Raw genomic sequence first — 19,394 nt, 5'->3', positions numbered from 1 at the left:
GGTATACCCGTTTTACATGTCATGCATACTCGCATACTCGGGACGATGAACTCTGCTAATCAAGGCGCCACATTTGGGAAACGCGCCAACCAGCGGTTGAATGCGAGCTCGATTCTGACGCCTCCGGACCTCAGTCGGAAGGACCGCCATATGCACCGGCTAAAAACCGCCAATCGAAGTTGCCAGTCACAATAAATCTCACCTCAGGCGAGGACACTTCGTGATGACTGATCAGGCTCCGGCTGGTAGACACCAAAGATAATGTGGAGCGCGCGAAGCATAGCCAGGCCTCAGCTGTCCCAAAAGCTTAGAGTTGTTCCACCAGAAGGTCATACACCCTCGTCCGTAGGCGGTCCACGCGGCGATTGGCTTCGATATCAGGTTTTGAACCCTGCATGACCACAACATCATTCAAGCTATTCATGCCACCAAAAAATGCTAGCCCTTGGCTCAGGATAGGGCGCCGTTCTTCAGGTGTTTCAGCAGCTTGGAGCGCCGAGCGCAATCTGGACATCGCCGAAGCAAATCCCGGTTCGCCGACTTCTGCCAAGACTTCGCTGAACTCTTGTAGCGCTGTTTCGAGCTCGTTTCCTATTTCAGCGGCCATCGCCCTACTACCTCCACTCCTGGAATTTCCCAGGGTTTTTGCACGACAATTTGTTCCGTGCCTCCCATGTATAACCCACCCTGGTTGGCAACGCTTCCTGTGTGGATTGTAGTCCCAGCTGGGATATTCACCGCATAGCCAGTATGTAATGGTGCTGGGTTTCCATCAGGCCACACAGGTGGAATGGCCTTGTCGATCCGTGTTTGGAGAACGCCAACGGGAGGTTCAGATGAGAAGAACTGGCCTAACTCACGATCTGCACCCGCGCGATATAGGACGGTGTCCGTTTCGAGGACTGAGGTCGTGTACCGGCCTCCACCGAAGGTGATCGCTAAATTATCTGGTAGTACCTCAGGTGTGGGAGCGACATCGCTGAGTCGCTGTCCTGAAACCGGGACTTTATTCATCGTCCCAGCGGTGACCGCTGAAACTGTTGCACCTTCTGCTGCAGTGGTCAGCAGGGTCCTCGGGGTTAACGGTTGGCCACCAGCTGCCGCGTAGACCACGTTTTCAACAGCCCCTTGGACAGCGTTGCCTGCCATCTGCCGGCCAGCTATCGACGCGAGGCCGGCCCCGCCCAATCCGCCAAAGGCACCGCTGATGGCGACCTGGCCCCAGTTGACGTCCCCGGTCGTGGCTTTCTGGATGACCGTATCGGCACCCGCGGCAATCAGCATCATGCCCGCTGGACCGCCGACGCCGGTGGCCATGAGTACCCCACCGGCAACGATGGCGGCACCCCCGGCGATGTATTCCCAGTTATTCTTGGTCCAGTCCCACGCCGTGCTGGCGGCACTAGTTGTCCAGTCCCAGGCGGCACTGAAACCGCTGGCTAGCGGGCCCTGGAGCCCATCGGCATAAGCCTGCAGATCCGCATCAGAGACCGGGGCGAGACCGAGTGGGTCGACGGCGTGCAGCGGATCATTGCCCGCATAGGAATACGGATTCGCTGTCCAGCCCGAGCCGGTGGCCGGTGCCAGCGGGTCGACGGAGAGGAAACCACGCGCCACTGGGTCATACGCCCGGGCGCCCAGCCATTCCAGTCCGGCGACTTCAATACCACCGTCGGCGGTGAGCCCGATGCCTCCGGACAGTTCGGTTCCAGCCTGGGCTGCAGCCAGTACCTGCCATGGGTCGTCGACGTCGGTGGCACGTGCGGTGCGCCAGGTTGCCGTTTGCCACTGCTGCCCGATGCCGGTGAGGCCGCCGGGGCCGGTGAAGACCGGGGTCTCACCAACACCGATGGTTGTTGGGGTGGCTGCGGCCAGGTCCCACTGGATGGTGGTGCCGTTGACTTCGGCCAGCTCACCGAGCGCATTGACCGACAGGTTGGTGGTTTCGTCGTCGTTGGTGATCTTGGCCAGCCAACCGCGCGCGTCCCACGTGTAGTGCACCGTGTTCTCCGCGGTGGTGGCCCGGATGCGTCGGCCTTGCCCGTCATAGGCGTACTCCGTGGTGGAACCATTGGGTTCGGTCACGGTGACGAGTTGACCGGCGGCGTCGTAGTCCAGGGTGCGGGGGCCGTCGGCGGTGAATTCGTGGATGAGTCGTCCGCCGGCGTCATAGGTCCAGGCTCGGCCGCCGGTGGGGCCGTAGGTCTCGACCAGTTGGCAGGCGTCGTCGTAGGAATAGACGGTGTCCCCATCGGGGCCATCGATTTGGTGAATGCGACCGTCAAGATCCCGGCTGATGCGGGTGACAGTGACGCCGGATGGGTCGGTCAGGGTGTGGACCACCGGATAGCCGTGGTGATATTCCCAGGTTTGCAGTTGGTCGCCGGCGCGGGATTCGATGATGCGCCCGGCGGCGTTATAGGCAACGTTGATGTCGCCCAGGGTGGGGTGGGTGATGCCGGTAATGCGCCCGAGCATGTCTCGGTGGTATTCGATGCGCGCACCATCGGTGTCGATCAGCGCGGTGCGGGCGCCGTCGGCGTCATATTCCCAGCGGGTGGTCTGCGAGGCTGTGGGGCCGGTGGTGGCACGTTCGATGAGCTGACCTAAGCGACTGTAGGTCAAAACGTGGGTGGTTTCGCCGTCGTCGCGGGTGAAATCGCGGATGGTTGTGGTGCGGGCTCGTTCGTCGCGGATCAGTTGGGCGACCCAACGCCCGTTGACCTTCATGCCGGTTTCCCGGCCGGCCTCATCGTGGGTCCATTGGGTGAGGTTGCCGTCCGGGTCGGTTTGGGAAATTTGGCGGCCGGCTGGGTCGTAGGTTGCGGTGGTCACCCGGCCCAGCGGGTCGGTGGTGGAGGCGACTTTATCCAGTTGCGTGTAGGTGCGAACGGTGACCCCGCCGACGGGGTCGATGATTTTGGTGACGCGGCCGCGGCTGTCGTATTCGTAGCGGGTGATTCCGCCGACGCCGTTGATGGCTTGGATGAGTTGGCCTGCGGCGTCGTAGCGGAAGCGGCGCTGGCCGGACCAGGAGTCTTGGACGGCGACCAGGCGGCCGGCCTTGTCGTAGCGGTAGCGGGATGCGCCGACGCCGGGGGTGCATTCGCCAATGACACGCCCGGTGACGTCATAGTCGATGGTGGTGGGTTCGCCCACCGGGTTGAAGCGTTGGATGACGCGCGAGTCGGCGTCATAAACCAATGTGGTGCGCTCCCCGGCGGCGTCGATGGCGGCCGCGGGGCGCCCGCAGGCGTCGTATTCGTAACGGGTGGTGCGCCCTGCGGGGGTGGTGATCGCGGTGATGCGTCCGGCCAGGTCGCGTTGGATTTTTGTGAGCCCGCCGTTGGCGTCAACGAGTTCAACGGGGCGCCCGCAGGGGTCATAGGTGACGAGTTCTTGGGTGCCGTCGGTTTTTTCGACCCGGATGGGGCGGCCGAATTCATCGGAGTCAACCGTGGTTTCTTCAAAGGCGTTGCGGATGGTGGCAATGCCATCGGTGCGGGCGCGGGTGACGTCAGCACGAATACCGGTTGGGTCGACGGTGGCGGCCAGGTGGCCGTTGGCGTCGTATTCGCGACCCCAGACGCCGCCGGCCGGGTCGATAACCTCGCGCAAACGGGATAGTGCGTCGTGGGTGAAGGCCCATTGTGCGCCGTCGGGCAGAGTGAGGCTGGCGACGTTGCCGAATTCGTCAAAGTCTTTGGTGATGGCCCGGCCCAGCGGGTCGATCGTCGTTGTGAGTTCGCCGGTTGGGCCGTATTCCAGTTCGGTGCGCGCGCCCAGCGGGTTGATCATGGCGGTGACGTTGCCGCCGGGGCCGTGCTCGTAACGCCAGATCGCGCCGTCGGGGTCTTGACGGGCGATCAACAGGCCGCTGGCGTCGTAGCGATAGGTGGTGCGCGCGCCCAGTGGCGTGATGGCTTGGGTGACGCGTCCGGCGTGGTCGCGGATCAGCTGGGCGGTGTTCCCGGCCGCGTTGGTCACACCGATGAGATCGCCGGAGGCGTCGTAGCTGTAGCGCAGGGTCACGCCCTCAGGGTCGACCACCTGGGTGAGTAGACCGTTGTCCCAGGTCAGCTGGGTGCGACCGCCTGCCGGGTCGATGATGACCGACGGCGAACGGTCGGTGTGGTTGGCGTATTGGTATTCGACGACGCCGCCGGAGGCGTTGACCACGGTGGTGACCCGGTCGTGCTCATCGTAACCGTAGGTGATGTCCGCACCCTCGGGGGTCACGGTGCGGATCTTGCGTCCGCGGGCATCGTAGGCGTGCACGGTGACTTGGCCGTCGCGCGCCGTCGTCGACACAATATTGCCGTGGGCATCATAGGCCATGGATTGGCGGTTGCCCTCGGCGTCAAGAATGCCGACCACGCGCCCTTTGCGATCGGCAATCCAGGTGTTGGCGCCGGTGCCGTCGTCGGTAGAAACCGAGGTGACCCGGCCGCGCAGATACGCATACCGCACGCTGCGGCCGTACGGGGTCAGCTGGCGGATCACACGCTGGTTGTCGTCATAAAAGTTTTCGGCTTCGACCGTACCATCGGCGGCCACCACCTGGTCGATCAGTCCGGCGTCATCCCACCGGTAGGTGCGCGTGCCCACCGCATCGGTCACCCCGGTCAAACGCTGCTGGTCGTCATAGCGGTATTCGATACGCCGACCGTCCGAGGCGTGAATGCTCGCGACCCGATCATGAGCGTATTCAACGTCCAGCCAGCGTCCGCGCTCGTGCAGCAGCCGGGTGATGTTGCCGGTGTCATCACGGAATGCGCGGATCCCGGTGCCGGGTCCGTTGCCTTTGCCAAGCCAGGTGCCGGCGGGGGTGAAGGCCCACCACCCGCCGGTGTTATTGGTGACCACTAGCAGCTTTCCGGTGGTCACGCCCAGGTCGGTGTGAAACTCTTGCGCGTTGACCTCTTCGAGCCAGAAGTTTTCGCCAATGCCGCGGTCCCAGCCGGTTCCGAGGCGCGGGAATTCCACCTGGCGGCCGTCGGCTTGCACAAAGCTTGCGCCCTCGTCGTCCACTTCCAGGCGGGTCTCCAACAGCGAAGACCAGCCCAACCCAAACACGCCAATGCGGGTGTCTTGGGTGTTGTACATGCGAGTGAATTCAAATGACGATGACGCTCCGGCAAATCGCAGGTCGACCTCGGGTTCTAAAAAGTTCCCGGTGGCGGTGTTGACCGGGTCATCGGCAAACCCGGTGGTCGGTGGGCTACCGATTGCCGTGAACGGCCCGATGGTAAAGTCATCGCGGTGCACATCAACACCGGCGGAGGCCAGCGCTGCGCTAATGGAAGCATCGGCAACCGTGATGACGCCCTGGCCACCGGCGGCCTCAAACGCCCCGGCGACTTCCCCGGCCCACTCGGCGTCCTGACTGTTGGCTTCGAACCACTCGCGCAGTGCGGCCACCAGCGCTTGGGCGTCCAGGTTGCCCCAGCGCCCGTTGCACATCATGATGTAGTCGGTCAGTGCGACGTCAAAATTACGAAACGGCGAGCCCAGCTCAGTATCTAGGTCTTGGGTTCCGGTCTGGAAGCTGCGTAGATCCGCCGGGACTGCCGACGACGTCGATGACCCACCCACGGGTGCCGGAATCTCGCGGCCTGCAACGGTCACGGTCTGCGCGATGCGGTGCGGTGCGGGTTCGGCCGGTGGTGGCATGGGGTCGTCTTCGACCAGGCGTAAAAACGTGCCAATCTCGTGGATGGTCCCGGTAAACCAGTCCTCTTCACGCTGGCGCTGCCGCTCTTCCCAGGCGCGAGCCGCCTCCCGGCGTTGATCCTCGGCTTCAGCGGCATCGCGGAGTTCTTGGACAAACCCGGCAAGGCTACGCAGGGATGACGCCAGCTGTTGTCGACTCTGTGATGCGATATCGGCGTTATTTTCAAAAACTTCCGAGAAGTAACCGCGAAACTCTTCCATCGCCTTGGACACCAGACTCGAACGAGAGCTTGCTTGGCCATCAAGCAGGGTCGCTAACGATTCGGTGCGCTGTTTGAGCGTGTCAGCCACCGTGTAGTTATAGCCGGTAGGTTCGTTGCCGCCGATACCCGACATGTGCTCTCGCCTTCTCAGTTACAAAGTTCGCGATGGTGGAAAAGTTTAACGCATACATCGGTGCACCTACCTGCCGTACAGCGTAGATGCACCGGTTTGCTGTGATAAGTGTTATGCGCCGCCACCTGCGGTGAAGATGTCTTGGGAAATGCGATCCAACTGGTTGCGCAATTCTTCAAGCTGCTCTTTAGCACTATCCAAAGCAGATTTGGTTTCTGGCCAGGTGCCATTACGGAAGGTCTCAGCCAGCGGACCATCCCAAACATTCGGATCCGACAGAATACGACCCTGGGTATCCAGCTGGGTGATCTGGTCAGTAAAGCCACCATTGACAATGGACTGGATCTGACGAATCGCGGTTTTCGCTTCTTCGGTTGATAGTACGCGTGTAGCCATCGGAACGCTCCTCAAGGTGTCGTGAGATTTCGAACGTGCTCTAGAAATAGGGCACGATTAAAGTAAAGATTTTCAACTAACTGTACCCCATGTCACAACATGACGCCGCCTCATGCAAGATCACAGATGCTGTTCAAATACGAAGAACACAGCTTGGTTACCCGTGATTCCGTATCCGACTTGGGAGTTTATTGCACTTTCACGTTTTTAAATTTTCCCCACAATGCTCGCAAGATCACCGGTGGTCAGCGTCAGTTTCCCAAGCGCGAGCCTCCACTGCTTTACTCATGGTTCTAGGTGGCTTCGATATTTATCTAAATCGAGCCGAATGAGCTCAAGACCACCATGGTTCCGAAAGCAACGTCACTGCCGGTTCATCACGCATTCAACAGCCTCTGTCTACAATGTGGCCATGGCTACCGCTGCTGAACCCATCGGAAGGATGGCGCCATACGGCCCCGAACACCTGGCGATTCTGATGTTCACCGTCCTCATCGCCGGCGTCCTAGCGTTGCTTGGACGACGGATTCGCGGCACTGCTGCCGAAGATCGCCTGCTGCGAGCGCTGGGCTGGATCATGCTGATTGCCACTGTCGCCTGGGTCATCTGGGGTATGCTGCCGGGCCATTGGAATATCTATCAGTCGCTCCCGTTTCACTATTCGGATGCCTTACGTGTGATCACCGCTATTGCGCTCATCACGCGCGCCGGGTGGGCTATTGCCATGTGTTACTACTGGGGCCTGACGCTGAATCTGCAGTCAATCATCACCCCGGATCTCAACTACTTCGATTACCCTGTTTTAGAGTTCGCGATGTACTGGTTTTTACATATTGTGGCGTTCGTGGCGCCTATTCTGTTCACCTGGGGGCTGGGCTACCGTCCGACCTGGCGCGGTTACGGCGTCGCTTATCTGGCCACTGTTATTTGGGCGGGCATTGCCCTGATCGCCAATGCAATCACCGGCGCTAATTACGGGTACTTGTCGCGCGAGCCTGAGGGCGCCTCAATTCTTGATCTGCTGGGCCCCTGGCCGGTCTATATTTTCTGGGAGGCTGTGCTCATCGCCGTCGTCTGGGCGCTGATGACCTGGCCGTGGCAGCTGAATCACGGACAACGATATTCAACGGTGGATAGGCTTGGCACTATCCGTCGTAAGCCTACCGGCGGGCGTAGTCGAACATCAGCACAACACATGATCTAGGGTTCGACCGTGGGATGCCACTGAAGCACGAACCTCTTATCGAGGGCCGTAGCTAGACGGGAGATTGCTTCAATCGTTAGGTTCGCATTGCCGTTTTCGATCCGGCTAATCTCTGCTTGCGGCACACCTGTTGCATCGGCCAGTTGAGCTTGAGTCATTGCATGACCCCGACGAGCCGACGCAAGGTCCCGACCAAGCTTTACCTGAGCTGCGACTTCGGCCTGGAATACCTGACTGGCTGCATCATATATTTTCTGGGCATCATCGGACCAAGTTTCGCGCGCACGGGAAGCCAGGTCACTGAATTTTTTCGACAACTCGATCACCTCGTTATGGTTTTTATACATATCGCAGCTAAGATCCTGCGTACTTCAATTCCCCTAACCGTCGCTGAGCTCCTCTTCATCTGCTACGTCGACGCTTCCACATACTGAGCCTCGTGCGGGCTTGATGTATCGCTTTGTTCTGTCGCTTCTTCGAAGAATCCTTGTTCTTGCTGTAACCATCAGCACGCGCCCAATCGTTCGTCCGGTCTCAACGTATCGGTTGGCGACGACGATATCGTCTAGCCTGGAAATTTCATCGGGGTGTGGTGTGAGGGGTGTGCGTAAGCGGTGAAATGTGCTCCTGATCTGGGAGAATAGTAGTTCCCACACAACTGTTCTGCAAGACCAAAGGATCGCCTTTACGATGCGTCAGTCTACCGGGTTGTATCCCGTGGTTCACGTTGATGATCGCGGTACCGGGATCGTGTCGCAGGCCGTGGAAGAAGTCCTTGACGTGGCATGATCCGGCAAAAATTGTGCTGGATCAGGTGGTGTCGTTGGCAGTGGGTGGCACGTGTTTGGCCGATGTCGACCGATTCCGGGATCAACCCGGTGGGCTGTTCTGCTCGGTGGCCTCAGCCTCCACGATCACCCCGTGAAATATTGAGGCTAAAACAAAGCCGCACGGCATGTGCGCAGTATGAGTCGTCAGCGTGGAATGATCAGCCGCGGGTGGGGCCCCTCCAGACGTGCCACCGCAACTTTTACGTCATTCAATTCTGACTGCATTTGGTTCAGTCGCTCATCAACCTTGTCGAATCGCTCATCAACCTTGTCGAATCGCTCATCTACTTTGTCGAACCGCGCGTCTATCTTCTGGAAGCGTTGGTCGACCTTTTCGAAACGCTGGTCGACTTTCGCGAACAGTCCTTCCATGCGCCGCAGCAACCATGCCAGACCGGCAAACAGGCTACCGCCGAGCGTTATCAACACACCGGCAGCGACGAAGACCATCGAAATCACTTCGGTTGACATGTACATACCTCCATTGTGCCGCATCACGAACTCTTGACGCCACTAAATCTAAAGCGCAGCTGCCCTTCGTAAGCGACCAGCACTTCGTTTTGTGGAGAACTACTCGCAAAAGCGAGGTTCTGTGGACGAAGCCACCAGCCCTACCCATGATTCACTTGCAATTTACGTGTTGGCAGCCTCAAGGAACTTTCAGCACCTATCGTGATCGCTAGTGGGCATTCCCGCGGCCCATGCCAATGTCGTGGATGAACCGCTTATCAACGAATTTGTCACCGATACCGCCGGCACCGACATGCTCGAACACGGCGAGGTGCTCGTCCCTGAAGGATATGACACCTCCGACCTGCACATCATCGGGTTGGACTCCGCCGCTAGCACTAGCCGCCTTCGTAGTGTGTTAGAGATACGCTATAGAAACTACAGTTGTTGAGTTAGTAGCTCGTATACTCGCTGTCGGCGTCCATCCAGTTCACGATTCGCTGCTACGTCCGGTCTGGCATTGTTCATGATCACCAGATCGTTCAGACTGGTCATCCCATGGAAGTACGCGAGCCCCTCACCTGCCAAGCCACGGCGATCAGCAGCGGTGTGTGCGGCGTCAAACCTCGTGGCTAATCGATGGAACGACAACGCTAACTGGGGTTCATTGAATTCGATGAGGAGTTCACCCAGCGGCCACAAAGCGCCGGTGACGTTATTATTCGATTCGGGAGTCATGGAAAAATCGCTACAAGGCCAGGAGGCTTCGGGCTACTGTCCAAGTTCGGTCAGACCGGGATGATCATCAGGTCGCGGAGTTTTGACATCCCAGTGGAATTTGCGCTGAGATTCGCTGATTTCGACGTCGTTGATACTGGCGTGACGGCTCGACATCAGGCCATCGCTATCGAACTCTCAGTTCTTGTTGCCATAAGCGCGGTACCATTGACCGGCGGCTGACTGCCATTCATAGCAGTAGCGCACCGCGATCCGGTTGTCTGTGAATGCCCAGAGCTCTTTGATGAGCCGGTAGTTGAGTTCACGTGACCATTTATCATGCAGGAATTCGATGATCTCATTGCGTCCCTGCAGAAACGTATCACGATTGCGCCAGCGGCTATCGGGCGAATACGCCAGGGCAACTTTTTCTGGTTCTTGTTGATTCCAAGCATCTTCAGCCGCACGGATCTTCTGGATGGCAGTTTCATGGGTAAACGGTGGCACCGGTGGTCGAACGGACATCAGACTCCTCCAATGGAGCGTATGTACGATGCGATATAAACACTTCAAGCCTAAACGTGTTGCATGTCTGTAACTATAGCCACCAGCTTTCTGCGCACTGAGGGCTGTTTACCCTGTATCTCAACCTTTGCAGACTCCCACAAATGGGAAAATCTTTCCGAATCTTCTCATGAACGAGGCGCTTTCTATCCCTCTCCCGTATGCGCTCGACGAAGTATTCACATGCGCCAACAAGAATATTGAATCGCTCACCGTTCTGGGGGATCATTCAACTATTCTTTCGATGACAAACTTTGCCAATGCACTTATCCTGGTTGTATGGCAACGATGAACGTATCACTGCCTGACGAACTCAAAGAATTCGTCGAGGCACAAGTTGAGGAACACGGCTACGTGTCGAGCAGTGAATTCTTGCGGGAACTCATCCGACGAGAAAAAGACCGCACGAAGCTACAAGGGATGCTCGTAGAGGGGATGGAATCGGGCGTAGGATCAGAGCTGGACGCCGCTTATTTTGATGGTCTACGCGACCATATTCGAAACTCTGGGGCAGCGTGACTTCACTTCGTGTTGTCACGACCAAACAAGCCGACGCGGATATCAATGCGGCAACGGATCATTACGTGGCTCAGGGGAATACAAAGGCAGCTCTAGGCTTTGTGGATACCCTGGAAGAAGCTAAGACCCTCCTGAGCAAGCATCCGCACCTAGGTTCACTTCGATTTGCGATCGAACTGAATATCGCTGAGATACGTGCCTTTACCTTGCAGCGCTTCCCTTATATCATTTTTTATTCTTTGTTTGCCGATACAATCCGCATCCACCGAGTACTGCACACGGCCCGGGATATTCCTCCTCGGTTCTTGGAAAACTGAACCAGTCAGTCTCGCCGTCCATGCACTTAGACGCATCATTAGACATTGTCCGCTGGTCGCTACAAGCCTCCCAAATTGAGCGGTTCATTAAACGGGGCCTACCCTGAGACTCCCTGGCGACAGGCTTGTAGTGTTGATGTTCAAGTACCGCCAGGTTATGCGGTCTCAACAGCGCCGAAAGGTCCTCATATCGAATACTGAAACCCCAGCATCTGAATCCCGCGAAATTGATGTTCGCGCCGTCCTGCCTCAAGCCTAGACACCTCGAATGCTTGCGGCCATAGCCTGGCACTTGTGCCCGTCTACTGGCGGGACTCGTATGCAGGCACGAGATAGTAGCTGTGGGCACCTTCCAAAATGGCTGCACCATTTGTATCGATCAGTTGAGGTACAACGAGTTCGCCGGTAGCCTGCGGGTCATAGGAACGACTCAACGCTCCGGTAATGACATTATGCGTTTGGATATCCCCGTCAGCATTTTCTACATAAGCAATGGCACCACCGACACCAATGAGCTGCAGTCCCTCCAAAGCTTCGGCAAATAACAACTCCCCTTGAGCGCTATAACCGGCAAGCTCTTCGCCCACGGTCACCCATGTTTGACTCGAAGAATCCTGGCCCGCAGCGGCAACCTCTTCGGCAATAATTGCCCCGTCCGTCAGGCTGATCAAGGCGCGATCAGTGGAATTCGTGCCGAGAAGTACGGCACCAGCGCCGTTCTCCATACCCGGATTCGGCCCGGGCACGGCGGCATGCAACTGTTCGGCGTCCCATTTGTGATCTGCCACCGACAGGCTCCAAGATGGGTCAGCATCGAACCCTGATTCGGCCAAAGCTGAGGCGTCAAATGCCTGGACTTCGTCGTCGCGAGCCACCAGAACCAGCCCATAAAACTCGCCCAAAATATTGACTTCCGGTACCTGTCGCTCATCGAGCAGCACCTGACCGCTGGCCGGATCTAGCACCGCCTTGTCACCGCTGGCTCCCATCGCAGCTTCTGGTGGAGCAGCAAAAACTGTCCCAGGCCCGTGATGCGGACCCGGCACGTCAACCGGCCCCCAGACCTGTTGTCCTGTATGAAGGTCATAAGCGGTGGCGGTGGTGTGCCCAAATGTTTGGACGTCGGCGTCGATATCCGTTAGGACGGCCAAGTGTTGGTCGTTAGTAGCCGTCAGTGCAAATCCAGTGCAGCTGCGTGGTCGTTGGGCTTCCCACAGGATTGAGCCGGTGGCGTCCACGGCCCGAAAAATCAGCACGTCATCGTCATGCTTCGCTGATAGAAAGACCCCGTCCGCGTGCAACGGTTCCGTAAGCCAACCGGGCGACAGTACCTGTTGTTCGGCCAGTTGGAGAGGTAACCACAAGTCAGTTTTATCTACTTCAACTGCTGAACTATTGACTTGGGTTGGTGTTGGATCATAGTCCGGCAGGAGCTGCTGTTCTTGGCTGTTCGCACTTGCGCCGCAAGCAGTCAGCACCACCGCTGCCAGCACGGCAATACCGCTCCGAAATCGTGATTTCACCATCGTGTGCTCTTTAGCTCCCACGGTTCATCTTCTGGGTCTGTGCTGTGTCTTGGTCCCTCGTGCGGTTGCGTGTTCGTCGAATCGCCCAGACAGTAACGATGATCACCACGAGGGCACCTAATATGACGGCGTCCAAGAGCGGATTTGCCAGCATGCTCCCATAAGATTGCAGCCCACGCTGGATTCCGGCTGGTATTAATGACGGCGCACTGACCAGGCCGTTCGTTGTCCAAAAAATGATTCCAACGACAACGATCAGCAAGCCGGTAGCCACCGACGTGGTGTGTAACTGCCGCCCCAAGAACCGAAAACCACGCCCGCGTAATACGCTCATGACACGTGGGCTGAGCTTATCCCAGATAGCCGCCAAAAGGGTCAACGGCGCGACCATACCCAGTCCGTAGACGGCCAGCATGATCCCAGCATTCAGCGAGTCGCCCTGGGCAAGAGCCAACGTCAAAATCGCCCCAAGAATCGGTCCGGCACAAAAGCCCGCCACACCGCTGACTGCCCCCAACAGGAACGTTCGGACCCACCCGCTACGCTGATGAGCGCGCTGGTGCAGCGTCTCAGCTCCGGGAAGCATTTTCGACATATCGAACCCAAACCCGGCGGCTTGAGCCAACCCAAGCACAATCAGCACGATCGATGTGGTAATAATCAGGACATCTCGGTAGACGGTCAGCAGGTTGCCAAGTGCCCCGATTCCTAACCCCAGGGGTACCAGCGTCACCACCAGGCCCAGATAGAAGATGGCACCGTGCAAGATCAACCTCAGTCGGCGCCCGATGACGGATGCGAAGAATGCCGGTAGCAGCAGTGCACCGCAGGGACTCAAGATGGCAAGCACACCACCTAAAAATGCTGTGATCACACTGATTTCCATGGCTGCTTCACCTATCGCGCTGGCTGAGCCAGTGCCTCGTCCACGGCGTTGACGAATACATCAGTTGGTTGTGCTCCGACCATCGGTTGACCATCCACAATAAATGACGGCGTCGAGTAGGCCCCTAAATCGGTACCGAGTTGCTGATTGATCAGGACCTGTTCTGCAACCTGATCGGATTGCATATCCGTAGTGAACTGTTCAGTATCAAGCCCAAGCTCGGCGGCAAGTTCCACCAAAGCCTCTTCGCTAAGCTCGGCAGGATCACGGATGTCACCGTCAGCAAATAATTCATCATGGTACTCCCAAAACGCATCCTGCAGAGCCGCCGCATAGGCTGCCTTCGACGCTTGTTCGGATTCCGGTCCAAACACATTGAGATCTCGCCATTCGATCCGCAACTGATCGGATTCTACGTAGTCCATCATGATAGGCAACGTATCTTGGTTCCACGAAGCACAAAACGGACACTGATAATCCGAGAACACCACCATCGTGACGGGTGCATCCACAGTACCGATGCTCAACGGGTCCGTATCGTCACGTCGTTCCACAAAACTCAGATCAACTTGGTCGGTCTCAGACTGTGGGGCAACATCGACGACGCCGCGATCATCGGACTGTTCTGTTGCAGCGGAAGGCTCAGCACGATCCGAACTCGCAAAAATAAAATATGCGAGCACGATGACGGCGAGCGCAATCACCCCGACGATCACAGGCAGCAGCCACGGTGGTTTCGAGCTGGTGGTTTGCTGGGGCACAACATTTCCTTTGTATTAGCGATCAGGATTCACAGAGCAGACCGATTACTATCTCGAGTAGTAATCTTTTCGGGCTCCACTATACATGTTCATTACTATCAGGCATAGTAGATAACATGGTGAAGACTTTTCTCTACGCTGGTCAAGCACTGCGACGTTGGAATACACGTCAAGTGGTCGTCGCCGTGTTGGCCAGCACCCTTATCGGCTTGCTCATTGGCATGGCTACGGTGCTCATCCCCAATCCAGTGTTTGCACGCGATATTGACCCGGTGTGGTGGAACTATCCGGTATGGATCATGACCTCGGTAGCCAGTGGCATGCTAGTGGCAACCTATATTCAACCTGCTACAGCAGTCGAACAATCCGATGCGCCCAATGCGACAACTCGCCATGGGAAGCTAGGGATGGTCGGCGGTTTTCTCTCTTGGTTCGCGGTCGGCTGTCCCGTCTGTAATAAATTGGCACTGATAGCCTTTGGCTATTCTGGAGCCATCACCTATTTTGCGCCGATCCAACCGTTGTTAGGCATCGCAGCACTATTGCTAACCGGCATTGCGTTAGTGCGACGGCTCAAAGGACAACTTTTTTGTCAGGTATCGCCGGACAAAAACCTGACTCAGCCAGCGTCTCAAGAAACGGAAAATACCCAAGTATGACAATGCGATCACCACATTCGGTCCCGCAACTGGGCGAACTAGAACAACAAGTCATGGACTTACTATGGGAAACCAGCCCCCGTAGTGTCCGAGAGGTCATGGATGCGCTGCCATCCAAACCGGCATATACCACCATCACCACGGTGATGCAGAACCTCAAAACGAAAAACATGGTGCGCGCACAGCGGCAGGGACGATTCGTGTCGTATCTGCCGCAACTGAGCCGCGAGGAATACATTGCCCGGCAAATGCACCAAGCCCTCGATACCAGTAATGATATGGCCGCATCAATCCTGCACTTCGTCCAGGATTTACCCGAAGAGGGATTAGAAATGTTACGCGACTACTTGGAGCAGTCATGACGGCGCTGATCCTAGCTCCCCTGCTGTTGGCAACAGTCTTGGTGAGTGGATTGGCGGGTGCGCCGATCGTCCGGAAGGCTGCACCAGCACTCATGCGCACACCTCGGCTAGCGGTCGGTGCATTATTTGCAACGTTAGTTATCTGGCTGGCGGGCTTTGCTGCCTTGGGGCCAATGTTTGCTTGGGTTCTGTCCGGTCCTAGCGGTCTCCTGCCGGGCGACACAGGGCTGGTATGTCAACGGTGTTTAGATGCGGCGAATCCGCTACCGCCGGGGTTGGAGTTCAACACCTTTATCCCCGTGATCCTGCTGCTGGCGCTACCGCTGATCCTGGTGCTAGCGATGATCATTGGCGGCTACCGTTACCGTCGTCGTCATGGAAAACAACAGCGCGACCTGCAGGACGCATTGGGGGCTGGTTCGACTCAGACTTGGATTGCCGGGCAACCGGTCACCGTCATCGTGCATGACCAACCAACCGCTTTTGCCCTGGCACATCGTCGCTGGGGTATCGTCATCTCAATAGCCTTGATGGAGCTGCTGACTGCGGACGAGCTCACTGCGGTAGTGACACATGAAGCGGCTCATCTGCGACAACGTCACCACCTGATTTTGCGTCTCCTGCACGGTGGGATTGCACCGTTACGCTGGATCCCGCTGGTGGCTGCCATTGACGCGGCGATTCCGCACTACCTAGAAATGGCAGCCGATAACGCTGCCCGCGAGCAGACCAGCACGCCCATACTGGCAAGTGCACTGTTAAAGATCGGGGAGAAATCAGGTCCTGCAGCGTTACATGCCGCTTGTGGACCCGTGGCACTGCACGCAGCGGGTATCGACCGTATCCGCCATCTGATCGCACCACCCGACGGCAAACAAGGCATGCTCCCCATATCCACCATGCTTACCGTCGTCGGCATTTTGTTCGCTGGGAGTCTGGTCGTGCATCTGCCATATTTGCAAGCTGTACTCGAAGGGTGTCTGCTCTAAGCGTCCTGTTGCACCGCGCTGCTACAAAGCTGCTGGTCCAGCTCCTTCATGCGGCTCAACCAACCGTCCTGAAAGGCCCTCATGTCGAATACTGATATCCCAGCATCTGAATCCCGCGAACTCGATGTTCGCGCTGTCCCGCCACCACGACGTCACGCACTGGTCTTCGACGCCTATGCCCAGCTGGCGGTCGGCGAGTCACTAACGGTCATCAACGACCATGAGCCGCGAGGTTTGAAGGACGAATTTGACCGCGAGTTTGCCGGCGCCTTTTCTTGGGATCCGCTCCCCAAAGTGGCCCAGGAGTATCGAGTCCGCATTACCAAACGCGCAAGTACCGCACTGCCACGGGTGGTCGCAGACACCGCGGCACTGCTTGCCGAGACCGATCCCACAACGGGTGGCTCCATCTGGCAACTGGAACCGGGCGCGCGAGACCTGGATTCAAATATCATCGCACTACCTGCCGACGACGAAATTGGCCTGCACATCGGCCCAAACCTCGATGTCTTGATCCTCGTGCTCCAGGGTTCCGGGCAGCTGCAAACCGAACTCAATATGATCGAGCTTCAGCAGGGTTCACTGGTATGGTTGCCCCGCAATGCACAACGCCGTTTTATTGCCGGGCCCGAAGGTATCCGCTACCTGACCGTGCATCACCGGAAGCCGACGCTGACAATCACTGCTGCACCAAAACGCAACGACTGATCGTCGCTCTGTAAACGTCCCGCTTTCCACTCCTGCCAGCACCTTGGCCAAATCCCGGCAGCGCCATCCGTCGTCGTCCTCAAAGCCATCTACCGATGGGTACCCAACGATCATCGGCTGTGCCCACATCAATGGTTTCCTACGAACCAGCAAAGAATACGACGCCAACATAAGACACGACCAAAATCACCACAGTTGAAACCAGGCCCAGAAGAACGGGTTTGAACCCTACTTTAAAGAGACTGCGTAAGTGAACTCCCAGCCCCAAAGCGAACATTGCCGCGGCTAACAGCAACACCTGGATAATTTCGACGACGTCCAAAACGCCTGCGGGTATGAAGTCTAGAGTGCGGAGCAGCATGGCGGCCACAAAGCCTACAACAAATAACGGAACGATCGGCGGTTTCTTGTCGCCAACAGCTCGCCCACTGCGACGCATGTACACGGCGATGCCGGCAATAATTGGGGCCAAGGTAATCACGCGAGCCAGCTTGACGGTCACAGCAACAGCCAGGGCACTTGCACTCACGGCGCCACCGGCAGCGACTACCTGAGCGACTTCATGGGTGGAAGCTCCAATCCACATTCCTAAGGGCTCGTCCTCCATGCCCAGCAGTCCTCCCAGGAATGGGACGGTAGGGATCATCAGGGTGCCAAATAAGACAACAAGCCCAATGGCAGTGGCCACCTCTTCTTCGGCGGCTTTCGTGGTCCCTTCCGTTGCGGCAACAGCTGCCGCACCACAAATCGAGAAACCTGAGGCGATCAGCAGACGTTGTGCCAATCCGATGCCCATCAGCTGTCCCACCCACAAGGTGGCAAAGAACGTTATAGCTACGGCTGCAACGATGAGGAAGATAACCCCAAATCCTAGATCAGCAATCGTGGACAGTGATAGCTGGAATCCTAAAAGAATAATCCCAGTGCGCAGCAACTTCTTGGAAGAAAATGTTATCCCCGGTTTGAGTATGGCTGGAACGGAAGCGATATTGCGCCACACAGCCCCGAGAATAATGGCGATCAACAGTGCGCTGACGCCGGGAAGAAATTGAGCACCAACAAATGACGCCAGAGCACCCACCAGACATACTATGACGCCCGGGATGCCAGCCTTCATTCCTCGTAAAGACGAGGCCAGGGGACGTTTTGGCGCTTGGCTTGTCGTAGCAGCCTGAACAGGCTGGTTCTGTGTCATGGTGTGGTCATCGTGGTTCATGTGATCAATCTTCTCACCGTCATGCACCGGACAGTAGACCCCAATTCGACAACACTGCCATATATTCATGATATGACTGGTCGTATGCACTCGATCGATCACTGGAGCAATATCTCGCTATTGCGAATTATCTGTGGGATTGCGGATCATAAAAGTTTGAGTGCTGCAGCAAAAGAAGCTGGCGTCGCGCAATCGAATGCATCACGGGCGGTTCGGGTGCTGGAACGCAGGCTCGGTTACGCATTACTTCATCGTTCCTATCGAGGATCTCAACTTACCCAAGAGGGCAAACTTATTGCGGAGTGGGCACGTGAAGCACTCGAAGCCATCGACAGGCTCGCCATAGGAGCTGAAGCCTTAGCGCGCTCCGAATCAGAGGTTCTCACGATTGGGGCCAGCATGACGATCGCAGAACATCTGTTGCCTAGTTGGCTCAAGACCTTCCGTGCACGCTACCCGGAAGCAAAAACTGAATTGCGCATTATGAATTCAGCGGATGTCATCAGCAATATTGAAAACGACAGCATTGCTCTGGGGTTCGTTGAAACACCGGAAGTTCCGCAAACACTGCAATCCCAACCCATCTGGACCGACGAACTAATCACTGTGGTGGGTACCGGTCACCCGTGGGCAAACAGCGCAACTGTAGTCAGCCCGGATCTTCTGGCGAATACCCCGCTGATTGAACGGGAGCCGGGATCTGGAACGCGAGCTTTTCTCGATTTCTTGGTTGGTACACATCGGCAACCCCCGCTGCTTGAGCTCAACAGTAACTCCGCTATCTGTCAGGCTGTGATCGAGGGCATTGGACCTGCTGTCCTGAGTCGACTCGCTGTGGAAAGTGATATCCGCGCGGGGAAATTAATTGGCGTCCCCAGTGGCAAGAAAAAGCTTGAGCGGCAGCTAACAGCTGTGTGGAAAACCCCGAGCTCGTTGACTCACTTCGCGCAACGATTTATCACCATCGCTCGAACGGGGACAGAGCAGCCCGGGGCGCAGAATACCCGGTAAAAATCACATGATTCACGCTGTTAATGCTGAGACGAACGTGAGCTTTTCAGCTACGCTCCGAAAGGAAACAAATTGTCGTTGAAGCGGGGCTCGTCTCGGACCATGACGCCGGCCAACCAGCCAGATCGCGTGGTTGCTGAACCGTTGTTTGGGATCACGTTGCTTGATGGTCCCGGGCTCGCCGGGCGACTCTTCTATAACTGTCAAGCG

The 19,394-nt window shown here is 57.2% G+C and carries 20 protein-coding genes and 1 pseudogene; 10 read left to right on the top strand and 11 right to left on the bottom strand.

Features of this window, described 5'->3' with window-relative positions:
• Positions 1–307: 307 nt before the first annotated feature.
• From K8V32_RS10245 to K8V32_RS10235, 3 genes are all read right to left on the bottom strand, one after another.
• The gene (locus K8V32_RS10245; protein WP_303906800.1) at positions 308–607 is read right to left on the bottom strand and encodes a DUF6966 domain-containing protein; all 300 of its coding nucleotides are present in this window, start codon (positions 605–607) and stop codon (positions 308–310) included.
• Complete coding sequence (locus K8V32_RS10240) at positions 592–6,069, bottom strand: DUF6531 domain-containing protein (protein WP_303906797.1); 5,478 nt, start codon at positions 6,067–6,069, stop codon at positions 592–594. The genes K8V32_RS10245 and K8V32_RS10240 overlap by 16 nt, the downstream gene beginning before the upstream one ends.
• Positions 6,070–6,180: 111 nt before the next feature.
• Positions 6,181–6,465 carry a pyrophosphorylase gene (locus K8V32_RS10235; RefSeq protein ID WP_303906794.1) on the bottom strand — a complete coding sequence of 95 codons (285 nt, stop codon included), beginning with the start codon at positions 6,463–6,465 and terminating at the stop codon, positions 6,181–6,183.
• Positions 6,466–6,877: 412 nt separating this feature from the next.
• Between K8V32_RS10235 and K8V32_RS10230 the strand changes: the two genes are divergently transcribed.
• Entirely contained in the window at positions 6,878–7,669 is a 792-nt protein-coding gene (locus tag K8V32_RS10230) for a YwaF family protein (RefSeq protein ID WP_303906791.1), read from the top strand.
• Here the strand turns inward: K8V32_RS10230 and relB are convergent.
• Positions 7,666–8,016, bottom strand: a complete 351-nt coding sequence (gene relB / locus K8V32_RS10225) for a type II toxin-antitoxin system RelB family anti-toxin (RefSeq protein ID WP_303906788.1) — start codon at positions 8,014–8,016, stop codon at positions 7,666–7,668. The genes K8V32_RS10230 and relB overlap by 4 nt on opposite strands.
• Before the next feature lie 428 nt (positions 8,017–8,444).
• On the opposite strand from relB, the gene K8V32_RS10220 reads away from it, so the two are divergent.
• On the top strand, positions 8,445–8,594 hold the full coding sequence (locus tag K8V32_RS10220) for a hypothetical protein (RefSeq protein ID WP_303906785.1): 150 nt from the start codon (positions 8,445–8,447) through the stop codon (positions 8,592–8,594).
• Positions 8,595–8,643: 49 nt separating this feature from the next.
• On the opposite strand, the gene K8V32_RS10215 is transcribed toward K8V32_RS10220, so the two are convergent.
• Complete coding sequence (locus K8V32_RS10215; protein WP_303906782.1) at positions 8,644–8,970, bottom strand: response regulator; 327 nt, start codon at positions 8,968–8,970, stop codon at positions 8,644–8,646.
• 211 nt (positions 8,971–9,181) lie between these two features.
• Between K8V32_RS10215 and K8V32_RS10210 the strand changes: the two genes are divergently transcribed.
• Positions 9,182–9,400: a hypothetical protein gene (locus K8V32_RS10210; protein ID WP_303906780.1), complete on the top strand. Its 219-nt coding sequence runs from the start codon at positions 9,182–9,184 to the stop codon at positions 9,398–9,400.
• Here the strand turns inward: K8V32_RS10210 and K8V32_RS10205 are convergent.
• Together K8V32_RS10205 and K8V32_RS10200 are read right to left on the bottom strand one after the other, a co-directional pair.
• Positions 9,388–9,687 carry a hypothetical protein gene (locus K8V32_RS10205; RefSeq protein ID WP_303906777.1) on the bottom strand — a complete coding sequence of 100 codons (300 nt, stop codon included), beginning with the start codon at positions 9,685–9,687 and terminating at the stop codon, positions 9,388–9,390. The two genes, K8V32_RS10210 and K8V32_RS10205, sit on opposite strands and share 13 nt — an antisense overlap.
• 33 nt (positions 9,688–9,720) lie before the next feature.
• Positions 9,721–10,191 (bottom strand): annotated as a pseudogene (locus K8V32_RS10200) (nuclear transport factor 2 family protein).
• Positions 10,192–10,509: 318 nt separating this feature from the next.
• Between K8V32_RS10200 and K8V32_RS10195 the strand changes: the two are divergent.
• Together K8V32_RS10195 and K8V32_RS10190 are read left to right on the top strand one after the other, a co-directional pair.
• Positions 10,510–10,749: a ribbon-helix-helix domain-containing protein gene (locus K8V32_RS10195; RefSeq protein ID WP_043057086.1), complete on the top strand. Its 240-nt coding sequence runs from the start codon at positions 10,510–10,512 to the stop codon at positions 10,747–10,749.
• Positions 10,746–11,066, top strand: coding sequence for a type II toxin-antitoxin system RelE/ParE family toxin (locus tag K8V32_RS10190; protein ID WP_303906771.1), 321 nt, complete (start codon positions 10,746–10,748; stop codon positions 11,064–11,066). The genes K8V32_RS10195 and K8V32_RS10190 overlap by 4 nt, the downstream gene beginning before the upstream one ends.
• A 302-nt stretch (positions 11,067–11,368) precedes the next feature.
• Here K8V32_RS10190 and K8V32_RS10185 read toward each other — a convergent pair whose 3' ends face one another.
• From K8V32_RS10185 to K8V32_RS10175, 3 genes are read right to left on the bottom strand one after another with little or no spacing between them, the layout of a single operon-like run.
• The gene (locus tag K8V32_RS10185; protein WP_303906768.1) at positions 11,369–12,592 is read right to left on the bottom strand and encodes a PQQ-binding-like beta-propeller repeat protein; all 1,224 of its coding nucleotides are present in this window, start codon (positions 12,590–12,592) and stop codon (positions 11,369–11,371) included.
• A 10-nt stretch (positions 12,593–12,602) separates the two neighbouring features.
• The gene (locus K8V32_RS10180) at positions 12,603–13,478 is read right to left on the bottom strand and encodes a cytochrome c biogenesis CcdA family protein (RefSeq protein WP_303906764.1); all 876 of its coding nucleotides are present in this window, start codon (positions 13,476–13,478) and stop codon (positions 12,603–12,605) included.
• Between the two features lie 11 nt (positions 13,479–13,489).
• A complete protein-coding gene (locus tag K8V32_RS10175) occupies positions 13,490–14,239 on the bottom strand; it encodes a DsbA family protein (protein ID WP_303906761.1) in 750 nt (249 codons plus the stop codon).
• Between the two features lie 116 nt (positions 14,240–14,355).
• On the opposite strand from K8V32_RS10175, the gene K8V32_RS10170 reads away from it, so the two are divergent.
• The 4 genes from K8V32_RS10170 to K8V32_RS10155 all read left to right on the top strand — a co-directional run bounded on the left by K8V32_RS10170 (position 14,356) and on the right by K8V32_RS10155 (position 16,957).
• On the top strand, positions 14,356–14,898 hold the full coding sequence (locus tag K8V32_RS10170; RefSeq protein ID WP_303906758.1) for a hypothetical protein: 543 nt from the start codon (positions 14,356–14,358) through the stop codon (positions 14,896–14,898).
• Positions 14,899–14,900: 2 nt separating this feature from the next.
• Positions 14,901–15,260, top strand: coding sequence for a BlaI/MecI/CopY family transcriptional regulator (locus K8V32_RS10165; RefSeq protein WP_303906755.1), 360 nt, complete (start codon positions 14,901–14,903; stop codon positions 15,258–15,260).
• A complete protein-coding gene (locus K8V32_RS10160; protein WP_303906752.1) occupies positions 15,257–16,249 on the top strand; it encodes a M56 family metallopeptidase in 993 nt (330 codons plus the stop codon). The genes K8V32_RS10165 and K8V32_RS10160 overlap by 4 nt, the downstream gene beginning before the upstream one ends.
• An 81-nt stretch (positions 16,250–16,330) precedes the next feature.
• Positions 16,331–16,957, top strand: coding sequence for a DUF2249 domain-containing protein (locus K8V32_RS10155; protein WP_303906749.1), 627 nt, complete (start codon positions 16,331–16,333; stop codon positions 16,955–16,957).
• A gap of 139 nt (positions 16,958–17,096) precedes the next feature.
• Here the strand turns inward: K8V32_RS10155 and K8V32_RS10150 are convergent, their stop codons facing one another.
• A complete protein-coding gene (locus K8V32_RS10150) occupies positions 17,097–18,152 on the bottom strand; it encodes a YeiH family protein (protein WP_303906744.1) in 1,056 nt (351 codons plus the stop codon).
• A 93-nt stretch (positions 18,153–18,245) separates the two neighbouring features.
• Between K8V32_RS10150 and K8V32_RS10145 the strand changes: the two genes are divergently transcribed.
• Positions 18,246–19,184 (top strand): LysR substrate-binding domain-containing protein, encoded by a 939-nt coding sequence (locus tag K8V32_RS10145; RefSeq protein WP_303906741.1) that lies wholly within the window; start codon positions 18,246–18,248, stop codon positions 19,182–19,184.
• Positions 19,185–19,394 lie beyond the last annotated feature (210 nt).

It is taken from the genome of Enteractinococcus helveticum (assembly GCF_020742345.1).
Taxonomy (GTDB): Bacteria; Actinomycetota; Actinomycetes; order Actinomycetales; family Micrococcaceae; genus Yaniella; species Yaniella helvetica_A.
Note: the sequence above shows the minus strand (reverse complement) of the source record. Positions and strands in the feature narration are given on the sequence as shown.